This window comes from Reyranella sp., from assembly GCF_965227665.1.
Classification (GTDB): domain Bacteria; phylum Pseudomonadota; class Alphaproteobacteria; order Reyranellales; family Reyranellaceae; genus Reyranella.
Genome location: NZ_OZ245767.1, coordinates 5,190,925 through 5,211,706 on the forward strand (window position 1 = coordinate 5,190,925; position 20,782 = coordinate 5,211,706).

The 20,782-nt window shown below is 60.1% G+C and carries 16 protein-coding genes, 1 tRNA gene and 1 pseudogene; 9 read left to right on the forward strand and 9 right to left on the reverse strand.

Translation table 11 applies throughout. The features are described 5' to 3' along the window. Nucleotides 1-90: 90 nt before the first annotated feature. From ACO07I_RS25095 to ACO07I_RS25105, 3 genes are all read left to right on the forward strand, one after another. Nucleotides 91-1,233, forward strand: coding sequence for a glycosyltransferase family 29 protein (locus ACO07I_RS25095; protein WP_422012280.1), 1,143 nt, complete (start codon nt 91-93; stop codon nt 1,231-1,233). Nucleotides 1,234-1,400: 167 nt separating this feature from the next. Next, nucleotides 1,401-2,111 (forward strand): inositol monophosphatase family protein, encoded by a 711-nt coding sequence (locus tag ACO07I_RS25100; protein WP_422012282.1) that lies wholly within the window; start codon nt 1,401-1,403, stop codon nt 2,109-2,111. Continuing rightward, a complete protein-coding gene (locus ACO07I_RS25105) occupies nt 2,038-3,567 on the forward strand; it encodes an N-acetylneuraminate synthase family protein (RefSeq protein WP_422012284.1) in 1,530 nt (509 codons plus the stop codon). The genes ACO07I_RS25100 and ACO07I_RS25105 overlap by 74 nt, the downstream gene beginning before the upstream one ends. A 77-nt stretch (nt 3,568-3,644) precedes the next feature. Here ACO07I_RS25105 and ACO07I_RS25110 read toward each other — a convergent pair whose 3' ends face one another. The 4 genes from ACO07I_RS25110 to ACO07I_RS25125 form a co-directional block, all read right to left on the reverse strand. Then, nucleotides 3,645-4,367 carry a cytidylyltransferase domain-containing protein gene (locus ACO07I_RS25110; protein ID WP_422012286.1) on the reverse strand — a complete coding sequence of 241 codons (723 nt, stop codon included), beginning with the start codon at nt 4,365-4,367 and terminating at the stop codon, nt 3,645-3,647. A gap of 237 nt (nt 4,368-4,604) precedes the next feature. Continuing rightward, nucleotides 4,605-5,600, reverse strand: coding sequence for a glycosyltransferase family 61 protein (locus ACO07I_RS25115; RefSeq protein WP_422012288.1), 996 nt, complete (start codon nt 5,598-5,600; stop codon nt 4,605-4,607). A gap of 51 nt (nt 5,601-5,651) precedes the next feature. Continuing rightward, entirely contained in the window at nt 5,652-7,577 is a 1,926-nt protein-coding gene (locus ACO07I_RS25120) for a hypothetical protein (protein WP_422012290.1), read from the reverse strand. Nucleotides 7,578-7,607: 30 nt separating this feature from the next. Further along, nucleotides 7,608-8,138, reverse strand: a complete 531-nt coding sequence (locus ACO07I_RS25125; protein WP_422012292.1) for a hypothetical protein — start codon at nt 8,136-8,138, stop codon at nt 7,608-7,610. 847 nt (nt 8,139-8,985) lie between these two features. Between ACO07I_RS25125 and ACO07I_RS25130 the strand changes: the two genes are divergently transcribed. Continuing rightward, complete coding sequence (locus ACO07I_RS25130; protein ID WP_422012294.1) at nt 8,986-9,789, forward strand: CatB-related O-acetyltransferase; 804 nt, start codon at nt 8,986-8,988, stop codon at nt 9,787-9,789. Between the two features lie 276 nt (nt 9,790-10,065). On the opposite strand, the gene ACO07I_RS25135 is transcribed toward ACO07I_RS25130, so the two are convergent. Then, the gene (locus ACO07I_RS25135) at nt 10,066-10,809 is read right to left on the reverse strand and encodes a hypothetical protein (protein ID WP_422012296.1); all 744 of its coding nucleotides are present in this window, start codon (nt 10,807-10,809) and stop codon (nt 10,066-10,068) included. An 886-nt stretch (nt 10,810-11,695) separates the two neighbouring features. On the opposite strand from ACO07I_RS25135, the gene ACO07I_RS25140 reads away from it, so the two are divergent. Then, nucleotides 11,696-11,932, forward strand: coding sequence for a hypothetical protein (locus tag ACO07I_RS25140; RefSeq protein ID WP_422012298.1), 237 nt, complete (start codon nt 11,696-11,698; stop codon nt 11,930-11,932). 271 nt (nt 11,933-12,203) lie between these two features. After that, nucleotides 12,204-13,184 (forward strand): UDP-glucuronic acid decarboxylase family protein, encoded by a 981-nt coding sequence (locus ACO07I_RS25145; RefSeq protein WP_422012300.1) that lies wholly within the window; start codon nt 12,204-12,206, stop codon nt 13,182-13,184. A gap of 513 nt (nt 13,185-13,697) precedes the next feature. Here the strand turns inward: ACO07I_RS25145 and ACO07I_RS25150 are convergent. The 3 genes and pseudogenes from ACO07I_RS25150 to ACO07I_RS25160 form a co-directional block, all read right to left on the reverse strand. Next, a pseudogene (locus ACO07I_RS25150) lies at nt 13,698-14,651 on the reverse strand (IS481 family transposase). Between the two features lie 161 nt (nt 14,652-14,812). Beyond that, nucleotides 14,813-14,901: transfer RNA gene (locus ACO07I_RS25155), tRNA-Leu, on the reverse strand. A gap of 45 nt (nt 14,902-14,946) precedes the next feature. Then, nucleotides 14,947-16,092, reverse strand: a complete 1,146-nt coding sequence (locus tag ACO07I_RS25160) for an NAD(P)/FAD-dependent oxidoreductase (protein WP_422012302.1) — start codon at nt 16,090-16,092, stop codon at nt 14,947-14,949. A gap of 61 nt (nt 16,093-16,153) precedes the next feature. Here ACO07I_RS25160 and ACO07I_RS25165 point away from each other — a divergent pair, with 61 nt between their 5' ends. Then, nucleotides 16,154-17,674, forward strand: a complete 1,521-nt coding sequence (locus ACO07I_RS25165; RefSeq protein WP_422012304.1) for an AMP-binding protein — start codon at nt 16,154-16,156, stop codon at nt 17,672-17,674. 12 nt (nt 17,675-17,686) lie between these two features. On the opposite strand, the gene ACO07I_RS25170 is transcribed toward ACO07I_RS25165, so the two are convergent. Further along, on the reverse strand, nt 17,687-18,286 hold the full coding sequence (locus tag ACO07I_RS25170) for a hypothetical protein (protein WP_422012306.1): 600 nt from the start codon (nt 18,284-18,286) through the stop codon (nt 17,687-17,689). Between the two features lie 348 nt (nt 18,287-18,634). On the opposite strand from ACO07I_RS25170, the gene ACO07I_RS25175 reads away from it, so the two are divergent. Both ACO07I_RS25175 and ACO07I_RS25180 read left to right on the forward strand, forming a co-directional pair. After that, complete coding sequence (locus ACO07I_RS25175; protein WP_422012308.1) at nt 18,635-19,294, forward strand: dienelactone hydrolase family protein; 660 nt, start codon at nt 18,635-18,637, stop codon at nt 19,292-19,294. 93 nt (nt 19,295-19,387) lie between these two features. Then, nucleotides 19,388-20,770: an MFS transporter gene (locus tag ACO07I_RS25180; RefSeq protein ID WP_422012310.1), complete on the forward strand. Its 1,383-nt coding sequence runs from the start codon at nt 19,388-19,390 to the stop codon at nt 20,768-20,770. The last annotated feature ends 12 nt before the right edge of the window (nt 20,771-20,782 follow it).

Sequence of the window (20,782 nt, forward strand, 5' to 3'; positions counted from 1 at the left end):
CCTGAAAAATCGTCACGCGGATATTGATCCTATTGGCATTCGAATGGATCATGGTGGAAATGGCAGCGCATTGACAGCGAGCAATCAGGAATGTCCAGCGAGTTGCAAGAAGGCCCTGGTACAGACCCAGGGAACGCATCCTCAGATACCATCCAGCAGGTAAATTTGCTCTGTCAGGGAGAGCTGGGGCACGCGGAGTTCAAGACGATCCGGTGGCTCGCGAAGAAGGATCCCGAAGGTGTCCTGTCTGCGCTGGCGCATTCCGAGAGCGACTCGATGCCTCAAGCGCTACGTCAGATGGTGCGGCAGCTCCAGTTGGAGAAAGCTAGGAAGACTGAGTCGCTCGATCACTGCATCAAACTCGCGCATGAACATGTCAGCCAGTTCCCAGACGACGTTTTTGCGGTACAGTCATTTCTTAGAGATGTCTTCCTGCTTCAGGACGAGGCTCATGTCGAGGCAGTTGACTCCATCGTCTCCATGCTGCCGCCTACTTTGACGGGCCTGTCTTATCGGGCGCTGTGGGCCAGCATCTGGTTCCCCAATCGGGCTCCCGAGGCGATAAGCCAGCTACGGGAAGAAATTGCTGCCCTGCGACAACAATATTTCGTGCCCCAATTAAAGCAAGACAAAGGCTTTGCTGAATTAGTCGCATTGGCCAGTGTGGCCCGGCGTATTGCAATCATCGGGTCCGGGCCGAGCCTGCAGGGTGCCGGGCAGGGGGCGAAGATCGACGCCCATGACTTGGTCGTGCGGATCAACTGCCCACTCATAGGCGCTTTTGCCGAAGATGTAGGTTCTCGGACGGACGTGGTCTTCGGCTGGCCCTCGCCAACAAATCCGACGTTCAAGGCGCGGATTGCCAGACACGAGAGCTATCAGAATGCACTCATCGTTCAGGCTACGCGGTCAATCAAGAAGCACTATACTCCTTTTTCCAACGAAGATGTTGCAGCGGCTGGAGTGTCGCGGTTTACCCGGCTGCCATCGCAGATATGGAACATGGTCATCGACCTGTCCTATCGAGTTCCAACCACAGGATTTGGCGCCATTCTTTTCATGGCTCTTGTTTTGGATCGTCCGGTGTCGCTCTTTGGGTTCGACTTCTATGAAACGGGCAGACAGTATTTCTGGAGGTCAATGAACACGCTGCACTATGGGCCGGCGCACGAGCCGAGGTTCGAGAAGCGCATGGTGGAGAATATGTTGAAGATCCACTTCGGTACCGTCTGAGCTGCCAGGTAGCAGAGCGGCAACGACGTTAGCCTCAAGACCATGACTGGAGGCCCGGAATGCCAAGTCCTGATGCGACCCGCTTTCCACTGGGCAAGACTTCTTCCATGTCTTAGGGTGCTGGCTGGCTGGAGCTGGGCCAAGCCATTTCACCCCGGAACATATGCATGCTGCCACATGTACGGTCGATCCTGGATGACATTGCTGGGCTGGTCGAAGACAACATGGGGCGCATCCAGGAGACTCGTTACGATATCGAGTTGAAGCCCGATGGTTCCCCGGTCACGAAGTCAGACATTTTCATCGAGCAGATGGTCAAAGACTATCTCCACGTGCAGATTCCCGGCCTCGATTTTCTGGGCGAGGAGAGCTACCGCGCGGACGCGCGTGTCGGCGGGGCTTATGTGGCCTTGCTCGATCCCATCGATGGAACGGAGAATTTTTGCTCCGGCCTCAAGGAATGGGGCCTCTCTTTCGGTCTCTGGCATGAGGGCCGGCATCTCGGCAGCATGCTGCTGATGCCCGAACTCGGCGAGCGCCTTGTCACCGGCGACAGGCTTCGCCCGCTTCATTCGCGCATCAACGGCTTTTCCTCCTCCTTCACCGAGGAGATCGCGCAGGCGATGCGCGAAGTGCAGGAATCCCGTATCATGGGATGCGCCGTCTACAACCTCTACAACGTGATCCGTGGCGCCTTTGGCCGCTTCCGCAATCCCAAGGGCGCCTACGCTTGGGATCTGCTGCCTGGGTTGATGCTCGCCCTCGAGCACGGCTGTGACGTCCAGGTGAATGAGGAGAAATTCGATGGATCGTTTCTTGAGCCTGATCGGAAATATCGCGTCGACATACGTCAACGACACGATCGTCATCCTGGGTAAGGGCCCTTCGGCGGACGAGGTTCGCAAGGAGGTCTTTGTCGACTCCCTCGTGATCGCCGTGAACGATGCGGAGCGCATCGCCCCGGCGGACATAACGTTGTTTCACGCGGACTGGGTGAAGCGGGGCTTGGTGGCCTCGGGCCACCGTTCGCGTCTCTATGTCACGTCTTGTTCTTTTTCGGCACCGAACCGCGACGTGGTGCACGTGCCGTACGTGCCGATGTCACAAGAATCCTCCGACCTCGTGATGCACCGTCTCATGGCAGAGGATTTCGCACTGGAGGACATGCTCTTCCTCTCCGCGCTGAAAATTGCCCGCCTGGTGGCACAACAGCGGGGCCGGCCGCAGACGGTCTATCTGGTGGGCTTCGATTTCGAGCCGGGCAAGGGCGTCAGCCGAGCGATCGAACCGGACTATGCGCCGCATATGAGCGACGAGCGTGAGACGTATATCCCGAGGCAGGAATATTATCTGCTCAACACGCTCTATTTCCTGCAGAAGTCGGATCTCGATGTTCGTCATGTCGGCAACCGCAGCTTCAGCGCGCTGACCACAGAGGAGCTGAACCACAAGATCTTGGGCACGGGTTACCGCCGCGCTCAGGGGCAGCCGCACGCTGTTTCCGTGGTTGCCGAGTTGACTACCAACCATTTCGGCGATCGTGCACGACTCGAGCGCATGATCCGCGCCGCCTATGTTGCCGGCGCGGACTACGTGAAGTTGCAGAAGCGTGATGTCGACAGCTTCTACACAGCCGACCAGCTCGCTTCTGCCTACAAGTCCCCCTTCGGGACGACCTTTCGCGACTACCGCATGCAATTGGAGCTGTCGGACGACGACTTCGAATTTGTTAACGCTCTCTGTCTGGAGTTGGGAATCGACTGGTTCGCTTCGATCCTTGACCGCAAGTCCTTCGAGCATATGCTGCGCTTCGAGCGGAAGGTGGTGAAGTTGCCTTCTACCATTTCGGAGCACACGGATTACCTTGATTTCGTGGCGCGCAATTATCGGGAAGGGATCGTTCTTTCCACCGGCATGACGGACCAGGCCTACGAACGCTGGGTGTTGGAGAACTTCACCAACTGCAGCCGATTGATCCTGATGCAGGCGAACTCGGCCTACCCGACGCCGCTCAGCGACTGCAACATCGGTGTGGTCAGGCACTACGACCTGCTTTCGCGTCGGAATAGTCGCGTCGTGCCGGCATATTCGAGCCACGATTTCGGCGCCAAGGCGTCCTGCATGGCGGTGGCGGCGGGCGCGCGGATGGTTGAGAAGCACGTGAAATTCGGCAACACCGAATGGGCGCATTTCGACGCCGTAGCAGTGGACCTCACCACCTCCGCCTTCAAGGACTATGTTAGTGCGGTGCGCGAGGCCGAGCTGATCGTGGGGGAGGAGGAGAAGAAGGTGAACTCTTCCGAGCACCACAAGTATTTCAGGAAATCAGCCTGAGTATGCCGTTCGCTGACAGTAAGAAATACCGCCAACTGGTGGTCTTGAAAGAGATGCGATGGCGCGGATCAAGACATTCAGTATGTAGGGGGGGGGACTTCATTCTCGATGAGCCACCTAGCTGTCAGCTCCAGATCCTCAAGAGAGTGGACATCAAGGCATCCTTCTGTCTCATAGGGACGAATGGCATTTCCCATGCAATTCCACGGCGGCTGGCCGTTGGGGTCGAAGATCGCAGTACTGCGAAGCACCCAGAATGAGTGATCGAAAAACAGGCATTTGGGAAGATCCTGGCGATTGGCTGAGGCCATTCCGGGAATCGCCTGATCCAACAGGCCGTCCTTATTCAAGAACTTTGCGCGCATCGGATGGTACTCTGCCTTGTCATGTGAGGGGACGACGGAAGAGGTGCCGGACTCCGAAAGGAGGATGTCGATGCACTCGTCGATCATTATCTCCGTGATGGTGCCGACATTCGCATGCTGCACTACGACGATGTCCGGCGGGCCACCATCCTCGGTCATGATCTTGTAAGCGTGTCGCACCGCGTCACAGCTTTGCGCGGTCGCCGAGGCAAGTTCGTCTGGTCGCCTGATCGGCTTGTAACCGGCGCGGCCGGCCATCTCGAGGATCTTGTCGTCGTCACTGCTGACGTAAAAGCGCCGTATATGCCGGCTGCGGCGGGCTGCAGCGGCTGACCACAGCAGAAGCGGAACCCCTAGCACCGGGAGGATATTTTTGTCGGCCAAGGAACTGCCGCCTCTTCCAATCATCAGCGTAGCGATGTCCACAATCGACATTCACCCTCCTTCGTGAGAAGGCACCGTGGCATAGGCTTACCTCACTCTGCAAGACCTCGATGCCGTGGCCCGAAAAAGACGCTTACGGTCTTGCTGATCATCCATGAAATCAGTACCGCCACCGAGGCTTGGGGGCGTCGCCTATTACAAGCAGCGCTGAATCATCGAGCGGTTCTTCCCAACTCACAAACTCCAGATGGCAATCGCCGGGCGTCTCTGCAAGCTGGCGGCACGCGATCACGCTTCCTTCGATCGCGCGGTATGCTGGAGTTGAGCATCTGCATTTCTGCAAATCTCATATACATCCGCAGACCAAACGCTGTCGTGGCGGCCACCTGAGGTGGGCTGGAAAACACTGGAGGTGTAAGTGATACCGGTCGCCTGGGCGAGCCTCTGAAAGCAATTCGGCGTGTAGGAAGCCGGGAACAATTCGTAGAGGTGAGTACCTGGAGTGGCATAGAGGATATTGGTCAAGCCAGCTCCGTGCGGTGCAACGATCAGCCTAGCGTTCGAGATAAGGCCCATCTGTTGTTCCAAGGTCTGCCCTGTCATCGACACGTGCTGCACGCCAAGCTTCTCCAAAGCTTTGATCAGATCTTCCTCGTTGCTCATCTTCCTTCGAAGGCTGTCCAAGCGCGATATGTATATCGCTGGACGCGCATCGGTAGTTTTGATCGCGGCGGCCGATTTCAATGCGCGCGCCATGCTCTTGAGCTCATGCGGAAAGCGACGTGGCGTCGAGGCAAACATTACATTCGTCACGATGAACCGCTTGGCCCGGATCGCGCGCGTGCTGCCTACCTGGAACAGTTTTTCGCGTCCTATGCCGAGGAGCTCCAGACTCCGGGCATGAACTCCGCGGAGCGACGGCACCGCAAGGACGGAGTCATTCAACGCGCCCCCTTGAAGAAGGGAATAGGTGTTGAGGAGACACTGGGTCGTCCAGTGATAGTAATTCCTCCATCCCGCTCGATAGCCGACGGCGACACTCAATTCGGCGGACTCGGAATGCGTAGCGTCCGCGACGATCGACTGGATCTCCTGGCTGCTGAGATTGTACCGAGCACCGCGCGACGGCGGCATGTACCGGTTCTCGCAAATGACGCCGCCGGAGGCGCTGTCGAGCACGGCATCGTCGTAACTGAAATGGCAAATCTTTGCCCCGCGTTGGACACGTTCGCCCCCAGGAGCGGGGCGCGGCGTCATTTCGGAGTTAAGTTGAAGCCATTCCATCAAAATGATTGCCTTGGTAGCATTCGGGGAGAAGCCAACGAACGCGCATGGCTAGCCTATCGTCAAAGGCACATCCATGGTGAATTGCTCTAACAGGGTGGATAGCAATCCCGCTTTGCGCAGGAACTGGGCCGAGTTATGCCCGGTATCGACGTAATGCAGATGCACGCCCTGAATGGTCTTGAGCCGCTCGGCGTAAACCACGTCCAACTTGTCGCGGCTACCGACGACCAGATGACATTCCATTCCCTCGGTGCCGGAAAGAAGAGGAAATGTATCGATCAGGGAGGGGGCCTTGATGCGTGAAATCGGTTTGATCCAGCGCACTTCTCCGACGGAGTTCAGATAGTCGATCGCGATATTGGTCTGCGGGCCAAAGGCCAGGACGCGTTTTGCCTTGAGGGCCTTGGCGTAAGCCAAGGCCGCAAAGCCCCCCGAGGAAGTGCCCAACAGATATAGCTGGCTGGTGTCGAGCTCGGACGCGAGGCTAGCGAGCTTTTCACCGATTTCGGCTGAATTTCTGCCTATTCCTTCAATAGGTCCATTGAACCAGCTACGCTTCGGATCCCGCACGAAGATTACGTTGGCGTCGACGTCTTTCAGGCTACTCATGAAATTGTAAGTCGTCATTCCGCCGATCAACTGCGCCAATCCGGCGAATGCAATAACGGTCTTCCTGGAGCCGCTCTTTGCGACGATATGAAAATTCCCTTCGGTCTCCTGCCAGCCGGTCGGCCGAACAATCGCCGGCGACATTGGATGTTCGGCCGGTGGTGCTTTTACTTTTGGCGATGTCTTTGCGTTCGAAGGAATGATGGCCGGGTCGGAAGCGACGTTATTTACCGCGGGAAGTTCCCAAAACGCTATCTCCTCGGTCTTGGCGGTCGAAAAGAGTGCCTTCTTGGGAGGAGCCGGAGATGCTGAGCCACGACGCCGATCGGGAGGCTGTCTATCGTCATCCTCCCCCAGTTGGGCACTGCGACGGCTAAGCCAGAAAAACTGCTGTCTCCAAGCCTGCGCGCGGACCGCTGCGGCGTTGGGGACCAAACGATGGGGCGCCGGAGGCCGCTCCAGTTTGACCAGATCGTAGATCTCGAAGGCAATCTCCGACAAGGAGACCCGAGTGAAGGATTTCCGGTCGGTCTTATCGAAGCAATAGAGCCACGACATGAAGGCTTCGTTGCCAAAGACGACCTGATCATCCGATACGTTGACCTGGAGCAATCCTTGTTTCCGGGAGAACATGCGGCGGCTGCTCATGGCGACATGGATCTTATCGTCGGTTTGGCAGGCGCCACGCAGGATGCCGCCGGTGTCCAGCTGCAACCAGGGATTGGTCGCGCCATCATCGGCTATGACAACTCGTCCGCGCGCCGAATCCAGCACCCCAAGGCGACCATCTATGTCCAACAACGTATGGGCGTGCTCCATCTTCTCGATCACGACTTCTTCGTCCGTCAGCGAGTAGATGAAACTATTCTTTTTCCCCCCTTGCGCTGCAAACGGGTTGGAATGTCCGAGCACGTACTCCTTGCCGCCGTGCCGGAAGTAGTCGTTCAGGTGCACATTGGGAATACTCGCCGTCGTCGGGCACTTGAACTTGCAGGAGATCTTCAGCGGGTTGCGGAGATCAACCTCGAACAATTCATTGGTGCCGGTCGACGTCGCGTAAAGATATCCGTCGTACTCCCTGATGGAATGGATATCTCGAACGCCTGGCAGCGAAATCAGTCTCTTGAACCGAAAGTCGTGATCGAACTCCAGGACAGCGGCCGGGTCGTGCAAGCCCTGGATTGCAACAAAGCAGCTCTCCTTCCCATTGATCAGGCCGGTCGCTCCGCTGGCGAAATTGAGATCGACTTCGATGTCGTCGAGCTTGATCCAGGACACTTCGCTGGTTCGGTCATCCAAATAGGCCAGGAAGAACGGCCCACCTCGATGACCAGTGTTGCAGCAGGACAGAAGCACACCGGACATTCTCTAGTTCTTTCTTGATCCGATAGAAATTTAGGAAGCAGCCTTCTTCCTGGTACCTTTTGCATCCTCGGCCTTGCCGCTGCCTGGCGAATTCTTCGTCGGCGTAACCACGCGCAGCAATCTGGTCAGATTCCTTCGGGTCGCCGGGAGAGACGTCACGCGACTGCCCAGGCCGGAGGTGATCAAAGGGGTCAGCTTGCCATTCAGTTCACTCAGGCGCTGCGCGCCGGAGGCGGTGACCTTCATCGAATAGGTCCGCGCATCGTTTTCTGCCTGATCGACGGATATCAGGTTAGCTCGCTTCAGCGCATCGCTTATCTGGGCCGCACGCTGAACGGTCGTGCCGAGCAGCTTGGCAAATTGCTTGTTACTCAGGCCAGGTCGGGACGTCAGGACCATCAAACCAAGCCATTCGGCAAGACCGAGTTGTGCTTCCTTGAACGGCTCAATGCTCGTAAATCGCGTGAGAAATCGGCTCATCGACGTTACAATGTCTGCGAAAATCTCGATGCCGGAGTCGCTCTGGATGTTGTTGGTGGAAACGTCTTCGGCGTTGCTCATCGCGACCTCCTGCAGGCTGATCAATCCAATAGGCACGGTAAGAAGTGCCCTGAATATTGTCAATCAGCTAGACTATCTGGTGGCGGACATAGAGCGGTCGGGAATCGCCGCAAACCTGTACGAGGTCTATGTATTCACCAGTATTATAGAGTGCCGGAACTCACCATGACCGGTGATTCTCGAAGAAGTTGGAGAACATGAACGTAGCCGCCCCGCTGCAACTCGCGCACTACAGATTCGGGCGCATGCACAAGGCGTTGACGTGCACGCTCGCAATGGTGACTAATGTTTGGGTGGCGACCTGGGGCACCGCATGAGTTGGTTGACTACACGATTGTCTCACGGGCGAAAGCGTTTAGCTCGTGCACCTCTGGCGGTGAGGGGTGTGCAGTCCGGTAGCCAGAATGAGGCCCTCGATGCACTCGAATAAGAGCGTGGTGCGGCCTTGCGCCCGGACAAACCTAGTGTCTGTTTCAGCAGCTGAAATCGACCGCGCCATTCCCTGCGTAAATTCCTGCATTCTACACTGAGCAGTGTCTTCTATTCTTGGAGGCCTATAATCTCTCACTATGTGCAGGCGATCATGCAAAAAATGGTACCCTTGCCGCTTGCCGCTTGGACAAATTGAAGCGGCTTTCGCGCGATTGGCAGCGCGAGGTGAGGTGCGTCGAAACAGCGGTCTCTGGTGCGCCGTGCCGTTCGAGGATTGACCAAGCCTCGACGCGTCGAAGCAACCTAGGACACTGCCGAAAAATGATTCTTTTGACGATTAGCCCAAGCGGGGGCTAGTACTTAGATAAGCTGTAATGTGGTTAGTGTACGACGGCATTGTCGAGCGGACATTGAGATGACGGAAATTGTTTATCCTTTTCGGTTCCAATACAACCGTGCTGTCCGTGACTTTTTTGTTAAGATGCCGCTCTACCTGAAGCACTTCAACAAAATCGACGGCGTTTTCCGAGAGGGCGAAACGATCGTGCTTTCGGTACCTATTGTGGTCGAGCCCAATGCAACGATGCCTCGTCGAGGATTTCTCAGCACAGGGGCCTTCTCTTATTCACAGTCCGTCTTAAGCCAATCGACGACTGTGGGCCGATACTGCAGCATTTCGTGGTCCTGCGAAGTGCTGGGCGTCGCCCATCCGACTGAGTTCATATCCACCCATGTCTTCACGTTCCGACGAACGTTCATGAAGGCGACCAAGGCGACATTTGGCAAGGCGCCGATGCTGGGGCAGTTCAACCCCAACAAGGGGCCAGTCGTCATCGAGAACGATGTCTGGATTGGGCAGAACGTACTGATCCAACAGGGTGTTCGTATCGCTACTGGCGCGGTCGTGGCTGCAGGTTCGGTTGTAACCAAGGACGTTCCCGCTTACGCGATTGTCGGAGGCACGCCGGCCCGATTGATCCGTTATCGGTTCCCAGAGGGGCTTCGTGATAGGCTGCTATGTTCGCGCTGGTGGGAGTATCACGTGGCGGACTTCGACGGCTTGCCGGTGGACCAACCCGAAGCCTTTCTCGACGGCTTGGAAAATCGAATCGCCGACGGCCTTCAACCCTATCGCCCCGCTCCCATCGATCTTGCAGTGGCGATCCGCGACTTGATCGAGCAAGGTGCTCTCGGAGGGGATACCCCAAGTCCGGATTGAAGCGCTGAAACAGTTCTTGAAGCATCCGCTTTCGTCGCACGGTGCAAGCCGACGCAATTCTCCAAAACCCCGCAGCACGGCTGGCGAGCCTGTGACCACGACGCCCGGACTTTGATGCTCTCCTCGAATGCGCAGGAGAGTTCAATGCCCAGTTAATCGAACTTGGACACTACCGATTATTTTCCGTGAGTTACTCGGGGATTCATTTCAATATGAATGCCATTTTCAAGTCGCCAGTTGAGGTGGTTGCACGAAATAGTTCTGTGCCCTCGCGATTCACACTTCCAGAGTATCTTCCGCTTCTTCTCGGTCTTCTTTCAGAAGCTCCGTGGGGATGTCGTCCTCCGGTTCCAAGCTGTCGTATACGGCAATGGCATCTTCGGGGTATTTGAAAAGCGTGAACTTGCCCTTGTAGAGAATGGCGCCGGATGAGAATCCCTTTAGCGTTTGCGCCACACGGCTCGAATGGGTGCCAACAACAATCCCTGCAACCTTGGCACGCTGGTTGAGGGCTTTTTCACAGAGCGTTCGGAATGCCAGCCGGGGCGAGGTGCCAATGCCGCCAAAGAACAGATAATAGTCGCAAGGAATCGCATAGGTCAGGGCCACATTCAGTTCGCGCTTAAGTGAAGCGGGAAGTTGCCTAACGGGAGAGTCGAGCACATGGCGGTGTTCAAGGGCCGCTTCGATGAAATTCTCGACAGATTTTGGCTCGACACCGTATATTTCGCATAATCGGGCGATGAGTTGACGAGGGGTGCCGGCCTTGCCGAAGCGAAGGAAGCCTTGCGGAGGCGAAATCTTGCCGCGTCGGCTTACCCAGCCTTCGGATGGCACTGAATGGCCGGCTATGACAGACAGAAGCTGGGAAACGGCGGTGCGTTGTCCCAGAACGAAAGTCCGTGAACGTGGCCGAATCGTCCAGTTCAGGTCTTCAATAATCTGCCGCTTGAAGCGGCCCCTTCCGACCTCCTTCGAAACCGAATGCAGGGTAATAACTTTGCGGTCTTGCTTTTGCATCGCGCACTCCGAGGAACGATCGCTGTTCCCGAAGCCTTGTTTGGACGACTGGCACTGTCCGTACAAGTCCGTGAGCGAGCAGCGCGCCTTGCATGGTGACATATAGAGATTGCCTAAAGCGTTTGTACCGCAACCCATCCGAGTTCGGAACGCAATGACGCGCCGCCCGGAGACTCTCAGCTAGTGGTCTCGTGTCCGGCCGAGGAGAGCGGACACGAAGCGGGCGCCAACTCTTAATCCCAGAGGGATGTAGATGCTGGAGCATGAAGGCACGAAATGGGCTAAGAAGAACTGGTGCAAGCTCGACGCTGAGCAATTCAAGTCGCGTACAGGTACCTAAAGCGTCTGAAAAATTACGAATCTTGATTCTGAGCACTCTTTCGTCGGGCGGCGAGTTCCGTCAATTTTCTTTCTCTCCTCGCTTTCGCCTTCTGTTGAAGTGCTTCATTCCGTGCGGCAAGGAGGGAGGCTCGAAGCTCTTCTCCCAATACTATGGGCCTGACTTCATTCGTCCCCTTTGGTCGCGCGCCATACGCCCATAGTGCGCTAATTGCAGCGCCCATAATCACGACAACGATTGCAAAGAGAGTCACAGCTTGGGAATAGAGCGCAGACAATGGTTGGAACTCGGTAGGTTCAACAAGGACTCTATTTGAAGTTGCCAAGGATGGCCAGAAACGAAATCCGATACCGGATAGCGAAGGCAATGGTAGGCCTTAGTCAATGATTAAGGACTTTGCGAAATATTTTGCGATAGCGTGAAGAGGGGGGCGGCAGAGGGTCGCAGGCCCATGTCGGGCAGGGGTAGTTAGCATGGAAGTGGAATTCATTTTGCTGGTTGGGGGCTTGCATGGAGAGAAAGGCACTTTTAGCGGAGCGTCGGTACTTGGAGGACAAGCTGATCGAAATCGGAGCTCACCTCAGGGGAATGATTGCCGAAGCTGACGCCCTAAAGATGGAGTTGGAGGCAGCGCCGGGTCCGGACGTCAAACGGCTCAGCATCATCAGGCGGCGACGCAGTTACATTGCACGCCGGAATGCGGAACTTAAAGCGGAGCGGCAAGTCGCAACGCTGAAGAGAAACAAGCTTATCGCTCAACTCGATGCCGAAAGTGTGGAGTAGAGAACATCGCTTGGTTGTGGTCGCTACCTAGGCTGGGCGATGAGTGGGCCGGCCTTCGTAGAAGGTCGCCACCGTGTCCGGACGTGCCGCACCATGGGCGCGCACGATGTCGGCCAGGCCGACCATCTCGATGCTCATAGGACGCTTCCCCTGCGATATTGGCCCGGTCCCCCTAGCGGTCGGGCAGCATCATCCTTCGGTGATTCTGAAGTGAATTCAAGCGCTTGATGATCTAGTGTCGAGCGCGACGTCAGAGGCGATTCCGAGGGACATGATGGGCAAGCGGATTCTGGTCACCGGCGGGGCGGGCTTCCTCGGCTCGCATCTCTGCGAGCGCCTGCTCGAGGCCGGACACGACGTGCTCTGCGTCGACAACTACTTCACCGGCAGCAAGGCCAACATGGTGGCCTGCCTCGACAATCCGCGCTTCGAGCTGATGCGCCACGACGTAACTTTCCCGCTCTATGTCGAGGTCGACGAGATCTACAATCTCGCCTGCCCGGCCTCGCCGATCCACTACCAGCACGACCCTGTGCAGACGACCAAGACCAGCGTCCACGGCGCCATCAACATGCTGGGCCTGGCCAAGCGCGTACGGGCCAAGATCTTCCAGGCCTCGACCAGCGAGGTCTATGGCGACCCGACCGTTCATCCGCAGGTCGAGAGCTATCGCGGCAACGTCAATCCGCTGGGGCCGCGCGCCTGTTACGACGAAGGCAAGCGCTGCGCGGAGACGCTGTTCTTCGACTATCACCGCCAGCACGGGCTGCGCATCAAGGTGGCGCGCATCTTCAACACCTACGGTCCGCGCATGCACCCCAACGACGGGCGGGTGGTGTCGAACTTCATCGTGCAGGCGCTGAAGGGCGAGGACATCACCATCTACGGCGACGGCATGCAGACCAGGGCCTTCTGCTACGTCGACGACCTGCTCGACGGCTGGCAGCGCCTGATGGACCATACGCCCGACGACTTCACCGGGCCGGTGAACATCGGCAACCCGGTCGAGATGCCGATCCGCCACCTGGCCGAGAAGATCCTCGACAAGGTCGGCGGCAAGAGCCGGCTCGTATTCGCGCCGCTTCCGGTCGACGATCCGATGCAGCGCTGCCCGGATATCACGCTCGCCCGCGAGGCGCTCAAGTGGGAGCCGAAGGTCGCGCTCGACGACGGGCTGACGAAGACGATCACTTTCTTCGACGAGCTGCTGAAGAGCAACGGAAGCCTGAGCGGTACTGGCCTGGACGCATAAGGTGGCATCAGGGGGCGAGCTGAAGCGAGCGAAGGCAGCTAGGAGGGGCCCGGCGAGCTTGTCTGAGCGGCAGGGCAGCCCGTCGAGGGGCTTATGAAGTCGGGATTCCGGATCGGCCAGGTGCGATGGGGCTCGCAGATCGGGCTATGTCCGAATTGTACCGACGAACATCGGTACGGCCAGAAAGCTGCCTTGATGCGACTTCGACGACGGGACGGCTATGTACTCTCTTCGAGACAAGTCGCTGCGTGAGGGATCATGCGCTTACAACCGCATCGTCCACCCCATTTGTCAGCTAGCCTTCCTGCTCCTTTTTCCGCCGTGCTGCATCTTCGACCTTCTTTGCCCTCTTGGCTTCGGCGGCGCGTTGTCGCGCTGCAGCTTTGGCCGAGAGGAGGGAAGCCCGGAACTCCTCGCTAAGCAACATCGGACGGACTTGAGGCGCTTTGGGCCGCTCACTGCGAAGCCATAGCGAAACAGCAGCGGTGCCCATAAGGACCACAACCGTTACCGCTAGATGTGGAGCCTCAACACGTTGTCCTCGGCGAGGGCCAGTCTGCTGATGGGTGTTTTACCTTTGATGCCGCCGTGAGGTCGATGCCAGTTATAGCGATGGATCCAGAAGGGTAGCTCTTGGGCGCGCTGGCCTGAAGTGTCGTAGGCTCGTGCATAGGCCCATTCCCGCAAGGATGTTTGGATGAAGCGCTCGGCCTTGCCATTGGTCTTGGGCGTGTAAGGCCTGGTCCGAATGTGCTTGAGGCCAAGTAGCTTGCAGGCGTCTCGGAAGGCACGGGATCTGTAGCAGGAGCCGTTGTCGGTCATGACGCGCTCGACGGTGACGCCAAGGCTTTTGTAGTAGGCAACCGCAGCCTCGAGGAAGTCCACGGCACAGCCTTGGCGCGCGGTCTTCATGAGCTTGCTGAAGGCTACGCGCGAGGCGTCGTCGATACAGACGTGCAGGAACTCCCAGCCGATGCCGCGGCTGTTGCTCTGGCCGGTGCGGTCACCTGTGATGCGATGGCCGACACGGTCGAACCTGCCGAGCTTCTTGATGTCGATGTGGATCATCTCGCCGGGGTGTTCTCGCTCGTAGCGGCGCACCGGCTCGGCAGGGGCCAGGGCGCTCAGCTTGTTGAGGCCCAGGCGTCGCAGCACGCGGCTGACCGTTGCCGGCGAGACGCCAACCTCGACAGCGATCGCCTTGCCGGTCAGGCGCTGGCGGCGCAGGGCTTCGATAAACTCGATGACGGGTTGCGCGATCGGTCTGTGGAGCCGCCTCGGTCGTGAGCTTCGGTCCTAGAGGCCGGGCATGCCTTCGCGCTCGTAGCGCTCGACCCACTTTCGCACCGTGCGAGGGCAGACGCCTACGGCTTCGCTGACGGCCTTCGGCGTCTGCCCACCCAGGACCATTTTGACCAAGCGCTCTCGACCGAGCGGCGTCAGACGGGCATTCTTGTGGATGTCCATTCGGCTCTCCCAAGGATTACTGAAGTCTCGACAACCTCAGCTTCCTCGGCCCGGGCCGGATGGACAACCTATTGAAAGCTCACAGCTAGAGCGAAGGCCTGCGAGTAAAGAATCGCCAATGCTAAACCTCTCTGGAGGCGCAAGCGCGTGCGTTGAAGCTCTGGTGCCCCCGGCCGGACTCGAACCGGCACGACCCTTTCGGATCAAGCGATTTTAAGTCGCTGGCGTCTACCAATTCCGCCACGGGGGCACACGGGGGCGACCATAGTCAGGGTCGATTCCCGTGTCATCCCGTTCAGGCGTCGTCGGGCACTGTGAAGCGCGCGGGCGACAGCGAGGCTTCCGTGACGCCGAGGTCGGCGACTTCGGCGGGGAGGGGCTTGCCCAGTGCCAAAGCGGCGGCGAGCTGGCCGGCGGCGTAGCCGGTCTGGATGCCGTAGCCGCCCTGGCCCGCCAGCCAGAAGAAGCCCTCGATCTTCGGGTCGTAGCCCGCGACCAGGTTCTTGTCGTGCACGAAGGAGCGCAGGCCGGCCCACTTGTTCTTGATGCGGCGAATCTGCAGCGTGCTCGCGGTCTCGATGCGGTCGACGGCGGTGGCGACGTCGATCTCCTCGGGCTGGGCGTCGCAGGGCGGCGAGGGCGTCTCGTCGGCCAGCGAGCCCAGGAACTGCCCGACCTCGGGCTTGAAGTAGAAGCTCTCATCGAAGTCGATCAGCATCGGCAGCGGCCCAAGGTCGAGGCCCTGCGGCGGGTCGAAGGTGAAGGCGGTGCGCCGCTTCGGCACCAGTCCGATCGGCACGCAGCCGGCGAGGCCGCCCAGCACGTCGGCCCAGGCGCCGGCCGCATCGATGATATTGGCCGCGCGAATTGTCTCGCCGTCGCGCAGCACCAGGGTCCACAGCCCGTCCTGGCGGGTGAGGCCCGCGACCTCGGCATTGAGCTGCAGCACGGCGCCCGCGGCGCGTGCGCCCTTCAGGAAGCCGCCATGGATCGAGGCAACGTCCATGTCGTCGGCCTCGGGCTCGAAGACCGCGCCGCCGCCCGCCGCCTCGGGCCGGAGGAGGGGGTGGCGGCGCAGCACCTCTTCCGGCTCCAGCCAGCGCACCGAGGGCACGAGCTGCGCATAATCGGCGGCGGCGGCCTTTACCTCGGCTTCCTGTCCGGCATGGCCCGCGACCAGGGCGCCGCGGGGCGTCAGCAGCGCATGATCGGAGAAGCCCGGCGGCGGATTGCGGTAGAAGCGGCCCGAGGCCACGGTGATGGCGCGAATCTGGGCACTGCCGTAGGTCTCGGAGTGCAGCGCCGCCGAGCGCCCCGTCGTGTGATAGGCGGGCACGTTCTCGCGCTCGAGGATGATCACTTTCGCATGGGGCGCGAGGTGATAGGCGACGGAGACGCCGGCAATGCCGGCGCCGACAATGGCGAAATCGAAATCCTGCATGGGCGGCACATTGCAAGGTCGATGCCACGCCTGCAATAGTTGGCGCGAGGAAACGACGCCCATGAACATCGCCCATCTGCTGCTGGGCTCCGCGCAGGAGTTCCGCGACCTGCCCGCGCTGGCCCGCGGAGCGTCGGCGCACCTCAATTATCGCGAGCTGTGGCGCAAGGTCTCGGTGATGAGCACGCATCTCACCGGCCGCTTCGGCCTCGTGCGCGGCGACCGGGTGGCCTTCGCCATGGCCAACTGCGTCGAATCGATCGAGGTCATGTACGCGATCTGGCACGCCGGCCTCTGCGCGGTGCCGATGAACGCCAAGCTGCATGCCAGGGAATTCGCGTTCATCCTGGAGAATTCGGGCGCGAGGCTCTGTTTCGTGACGCCCGACCTCGCGGGCACGATCGCCGAGGCCGCGAAAGAGGCGCCGGCGCTGAAGGAGATCGTCGACGTCACGACACGCTCCTACAGCTTCATGGCGGTGGGCGATCCGAGCCCGATCGCCGATGCCCAGCCCACCGACCTGGCCTGGCTGTTCTATACGTCCGGCACCACCGGGCGGCCCAAGGGCGCCATGCTGACGCACCGCAATCTGCTGGCAATGACGCTCAATTACTTCGCCGACGTCGACCGCCCGCCGCCGGGTGGCTCGATCGTGCATGCCGCGCCCATCAGCCACGGCTCGGGCCTGTGGAACTTCCCGATGCTGGCGCGGGGCTCGGTGCAGGTCTTCCCCGAAAGCGGCAAATACGAGGTACCCGAGACGGTCGAGCTGATGAACCGCTGGCCCGAATGCTCGATCTTTCTCGCACCCACCATGGTGAAGCGGCTGATCGAGCATGGCAGCGTGGCCGACCTGAAGCCCGATTCGCTGAGACTCATTACTTATGGCGGCGCGCCGATGTACGTGTCGGACCTCAAGCACGCGCTCGACGTGCTGGGCAACAAGCTGATGCAGCTCTACGGCCAGGGCGAGAGCCCGATGACCATCACCCATCTCAGCCGCGAGTATCACTGGGACCGCCTCCATCCGCGCTGGGAGCAGCGCCTGGCGTCGGCGGGACGCGCGGACTCCTGCATGGAGGTTCGGATCGTCGACGAGGAGGGGCGCCCGCTTCCCGTAGGCGAGGTCGGCGAGATCATCTGCAAGGGCGATCCCGTGATGGCGGGCTACTGGAACAATCCGGAGGCTACGGCGCGCTCGCTCCGCGACGGTTGGCTGTGGACCGGCGATGTCGGCGCCTTCGACGAGGAGGGGCTGCTGACGCTCAAGGACCGCTCCAAGGACATGATCATCTCGGGCGGCTCCAACATCTACCCGCGCGAGATCGAGGACGTGCTCAACCTCCATCCCGCCGTCGCCGAATGCTCCGTCGTCGGCCGCCCGCATCCCGAATGGGGCGAGGACGTCGTGGCTTTCGTCGTGACGCGGCCGGGCGCCAGCGTCGCGCCGGCCGACCTCGACCGCCTCTGCCTCGACAACATCGCGCGTTTCAAGCGGCCGAAGGACTACAAGTTCATCGACGCGCTACCGAAGAACAACTACGGCAAGATTCTCAAGACGGAACTGCGTTCCAAGCTGTAGCTTGCTTGGCGATCAGAAGTTCCGCTGAGTCGTAGTGCTTGTCGATGAGGTGTAGATTTCGATCAATCTATCCGATGAATCGAACAGAAATTGGACGTTTTTTATCGTAGTCACGCGCTTCGAGCCGACAATGCTGGTGCCGGTCGAAGTGTTGGATAGATATTGATAGGCGATCATTCTTGTGCCCTCTCTGGCTACATGCGGATAGATACCTTCCCCGCTCGGCCGACCGAGTTCGCGAATGACGTCTGCTCGACTCGTTTGTCCTCGGACGAAGGACGAAACCTTGTTCTCGTCGAAGTCGGTGGTGTCGTCGTTGAAGCTGCTGGTAAAGCCAAAATAGATCAGGCGACTATTCCAGAATGACAAGGCGAGGGCTCTTCCCTGAACGACGGCGGGCCCGACAACAACACCTGGCCTGGAAGCCTGGGAATACGTGTAGCGAAGAATTTCAATATCTCCCGGAACGGATGCCGGTCGTAGACCGGCAGGACGTTTGTCCCCGGTCGGCGCATCGCTGCCGACGGGTGAAGCACTCGAAGTCGCGGTCCGTCCCAGGGGCGGTCCATACTTGGCGATCACTTCAGCAAGTGTCGTCTGTCCCAAAATCAAGCTTTCCGGCGTGGGGCGTGCAAAGTCTCGTCCGGACGAAGCGCATCCACCCGACATGAGGGCGAGGGCAACGACAGCTACCGCCAGTAGGTTGCGCCTACTCCATAGAGAGCATGCCATAGAGTCCGTTCCCCAAAGTTTCGCCTTCAATATCAAATTGCTGACCTTTAAGTCAGCGACGCGAGATGCAGCACTGCGATTTCACTCGTTATCATATCGCTCACAGCTGACACGTGTAAATTGGCAAGGGATTCGCAATCTGCGGCCCGAGCCCCACGCGATGGGAAAAGCTTCAATAGCTCGTGCGGAATGCGCTAACGTGCTGTCCAACGCATCCAGGAGGACACCATGGGAAGCATGATCGACTTCAAGCGTCCGGACGGCAGCAGCTGCAAGGGCTATGTCGCGGAGGCCGGCAAGGGCAAGCCCGGGATCGTCGTGATCCAGGAATGGTGGGGTCTCAACGACCAGATCTGCGGCGTCGCCGATCGGTTTGCGCGGCAGGGCTACAACGCGCTGGCGCCCGACCTCTACAAGGGCCGCGTGACCCAGAAGCCGGACGAGGCCAATCACATGATGAGCGGCCTCGACTTCGTCGGTGCCGCCGACCAGGACATCGCCGGGGCGGTGAAGCATCTTGCAGGTCTCGGGGGCAAGGTCGGCGTGATGGGCTTCTGCATGGGCGGCGCGCTCACCATCGCGGCCTGCGCCCGCGTGGGCGGCATTTCCTGCGGCGTGCCTTTCTACGGCATCCCGCCGGGCCAGCTCGCCGACCCGGCCAAGATCACGGTGCCGCTGCAGGGCCACTTCGCCAACAAGGACGACTGGTGCACGCCGGCGGCCGTCGATGCGCTCGAGAAGACGATGAAGGGCGCCGGCCAGAGCCCGGAGATCTTCCGCTACGACGCCGCACATGCCTTCTCCAACGAGCGCAGCGAGGCCTACGACGTGAAGTCGGCCAACGCGGCGTGGGAGAGGATGCTCGAATTCCTGAAGAAGCACCTCTGATCATTGGAGCGCGCCACTGCGAGCGGAGTAACCTCCGCTCTGACGTGGCGCTCTTCTCATGATTCATGAGCGCAACTGGAGTTGCGCGCTCCCATGACGGTCCGCCCCGCCTTCGGCCTCGCCATCGTCGGGCTGGGCGCCTCGCTCGCCCCGCTCGACATCGCCGTCAACGTGGCGCTGCCGGCGATCACGGCGCACTTCAGGGTGCCGTTGGGCGACGTGCAGTGGCTGGTGATCTGCTACGTGCTCACCTACGGTTCGCTGATGCTGGTTTGCGGCAAGCTGGGCGACCTGTTCGGGCACCGGCTGATCTTCCGCATCGGCCTCGCGATCTCCGCCCTGGGCTGTGCGGCCTGCGCGGCGGCGCCGGACTGGCCGCTGTTCCTGTGGGCGCGCGGGGTGCAGGGGATCGGCACGGCGCTGGCCCTGTCCTGCACGCCCGCACTGGCCACCTCGCTGTTTCCCGAGAGCGATCGCACCAAGGCGCTGGCGGGGTTCGCCAGTACCATGGCCATTGCGGCCGCCATCGGCCCATTCCTCGGCGGCCTGCTGGTCGAACTCTGGGGCTGGCCCGCCGTCTACTGGTTGCGCGTGCCGCTCGCGCTCGCGACGCTCGCTCTGTCCGGACTGCTGCCGTCCCCGAAGCCCGATGCGCGGCCCTTCGATGCGCCGGGCGCGGTGCTGCTGGCGGCCTGCATGAGCACGCTGCTCCTGTCGCTCACCTTCTCGCAGCGCAAGGAGATCCCGGGCCCGTGGGCGCTGGCGATGGCCATCGTCGCGCTGGTGCTGATCGTGGCCTATGTCCGCCGCGCCAACCGGGTGGCGGAGCCGATCATCCGGCCGTCGCTGTTCGCCGATCCGCGCTTCACGATCCCCAACGTGCTCAATGCGCTGGCCAACCTCGCGGGCTTCGCCATCCTGCTGCTGACTCCCTATTACCTCGTGAACGTGCTGAAGCTGACGCCGCTAGGCGTCGGCATCGTGCTGGCGATGGCCTATGGCGGCAGCCTCACGGGGGCGCCGCTCTCGGCCTTCCTGGTGAGCCGCATCGGCCAGCGGCCGACGGTCTTCGCGGGCGTCGCCTGCGTCGGCCTCGGCCTGCTGCCGCTGGGCTTCACCGGGATCGACACGCCGGTGCTCGTCGTGGCGGCGCTGCTGGTCATCGAAGGCGTCGGGCAGGGCCTGCTGACGGTCGCCTATACCGACATCGTCACCGCGACCCTGCCGCCGCGCGACCGCGGCGTTGCGGGCAGCCTGTCGCTGCTGACCCGCACGATCGGCATCGTTGCCGGCGCCTCGGTGCTGACGGCGCTGCAGGCCCATGGCGCGCACGGATTCATGAACATGGCGGGCTTCCTCGCCGGCTACCGCTTCGCCTTCGTGACGGCAGGCGGCGGCCTCCTGGTCGTGCTGCTGCTGTCGCTCCTCTGGCCGGGTGTCTGGTCTGCTCAGCCTCGCTCCCGTCGCAAATCGTGACGGGGTGAAGTC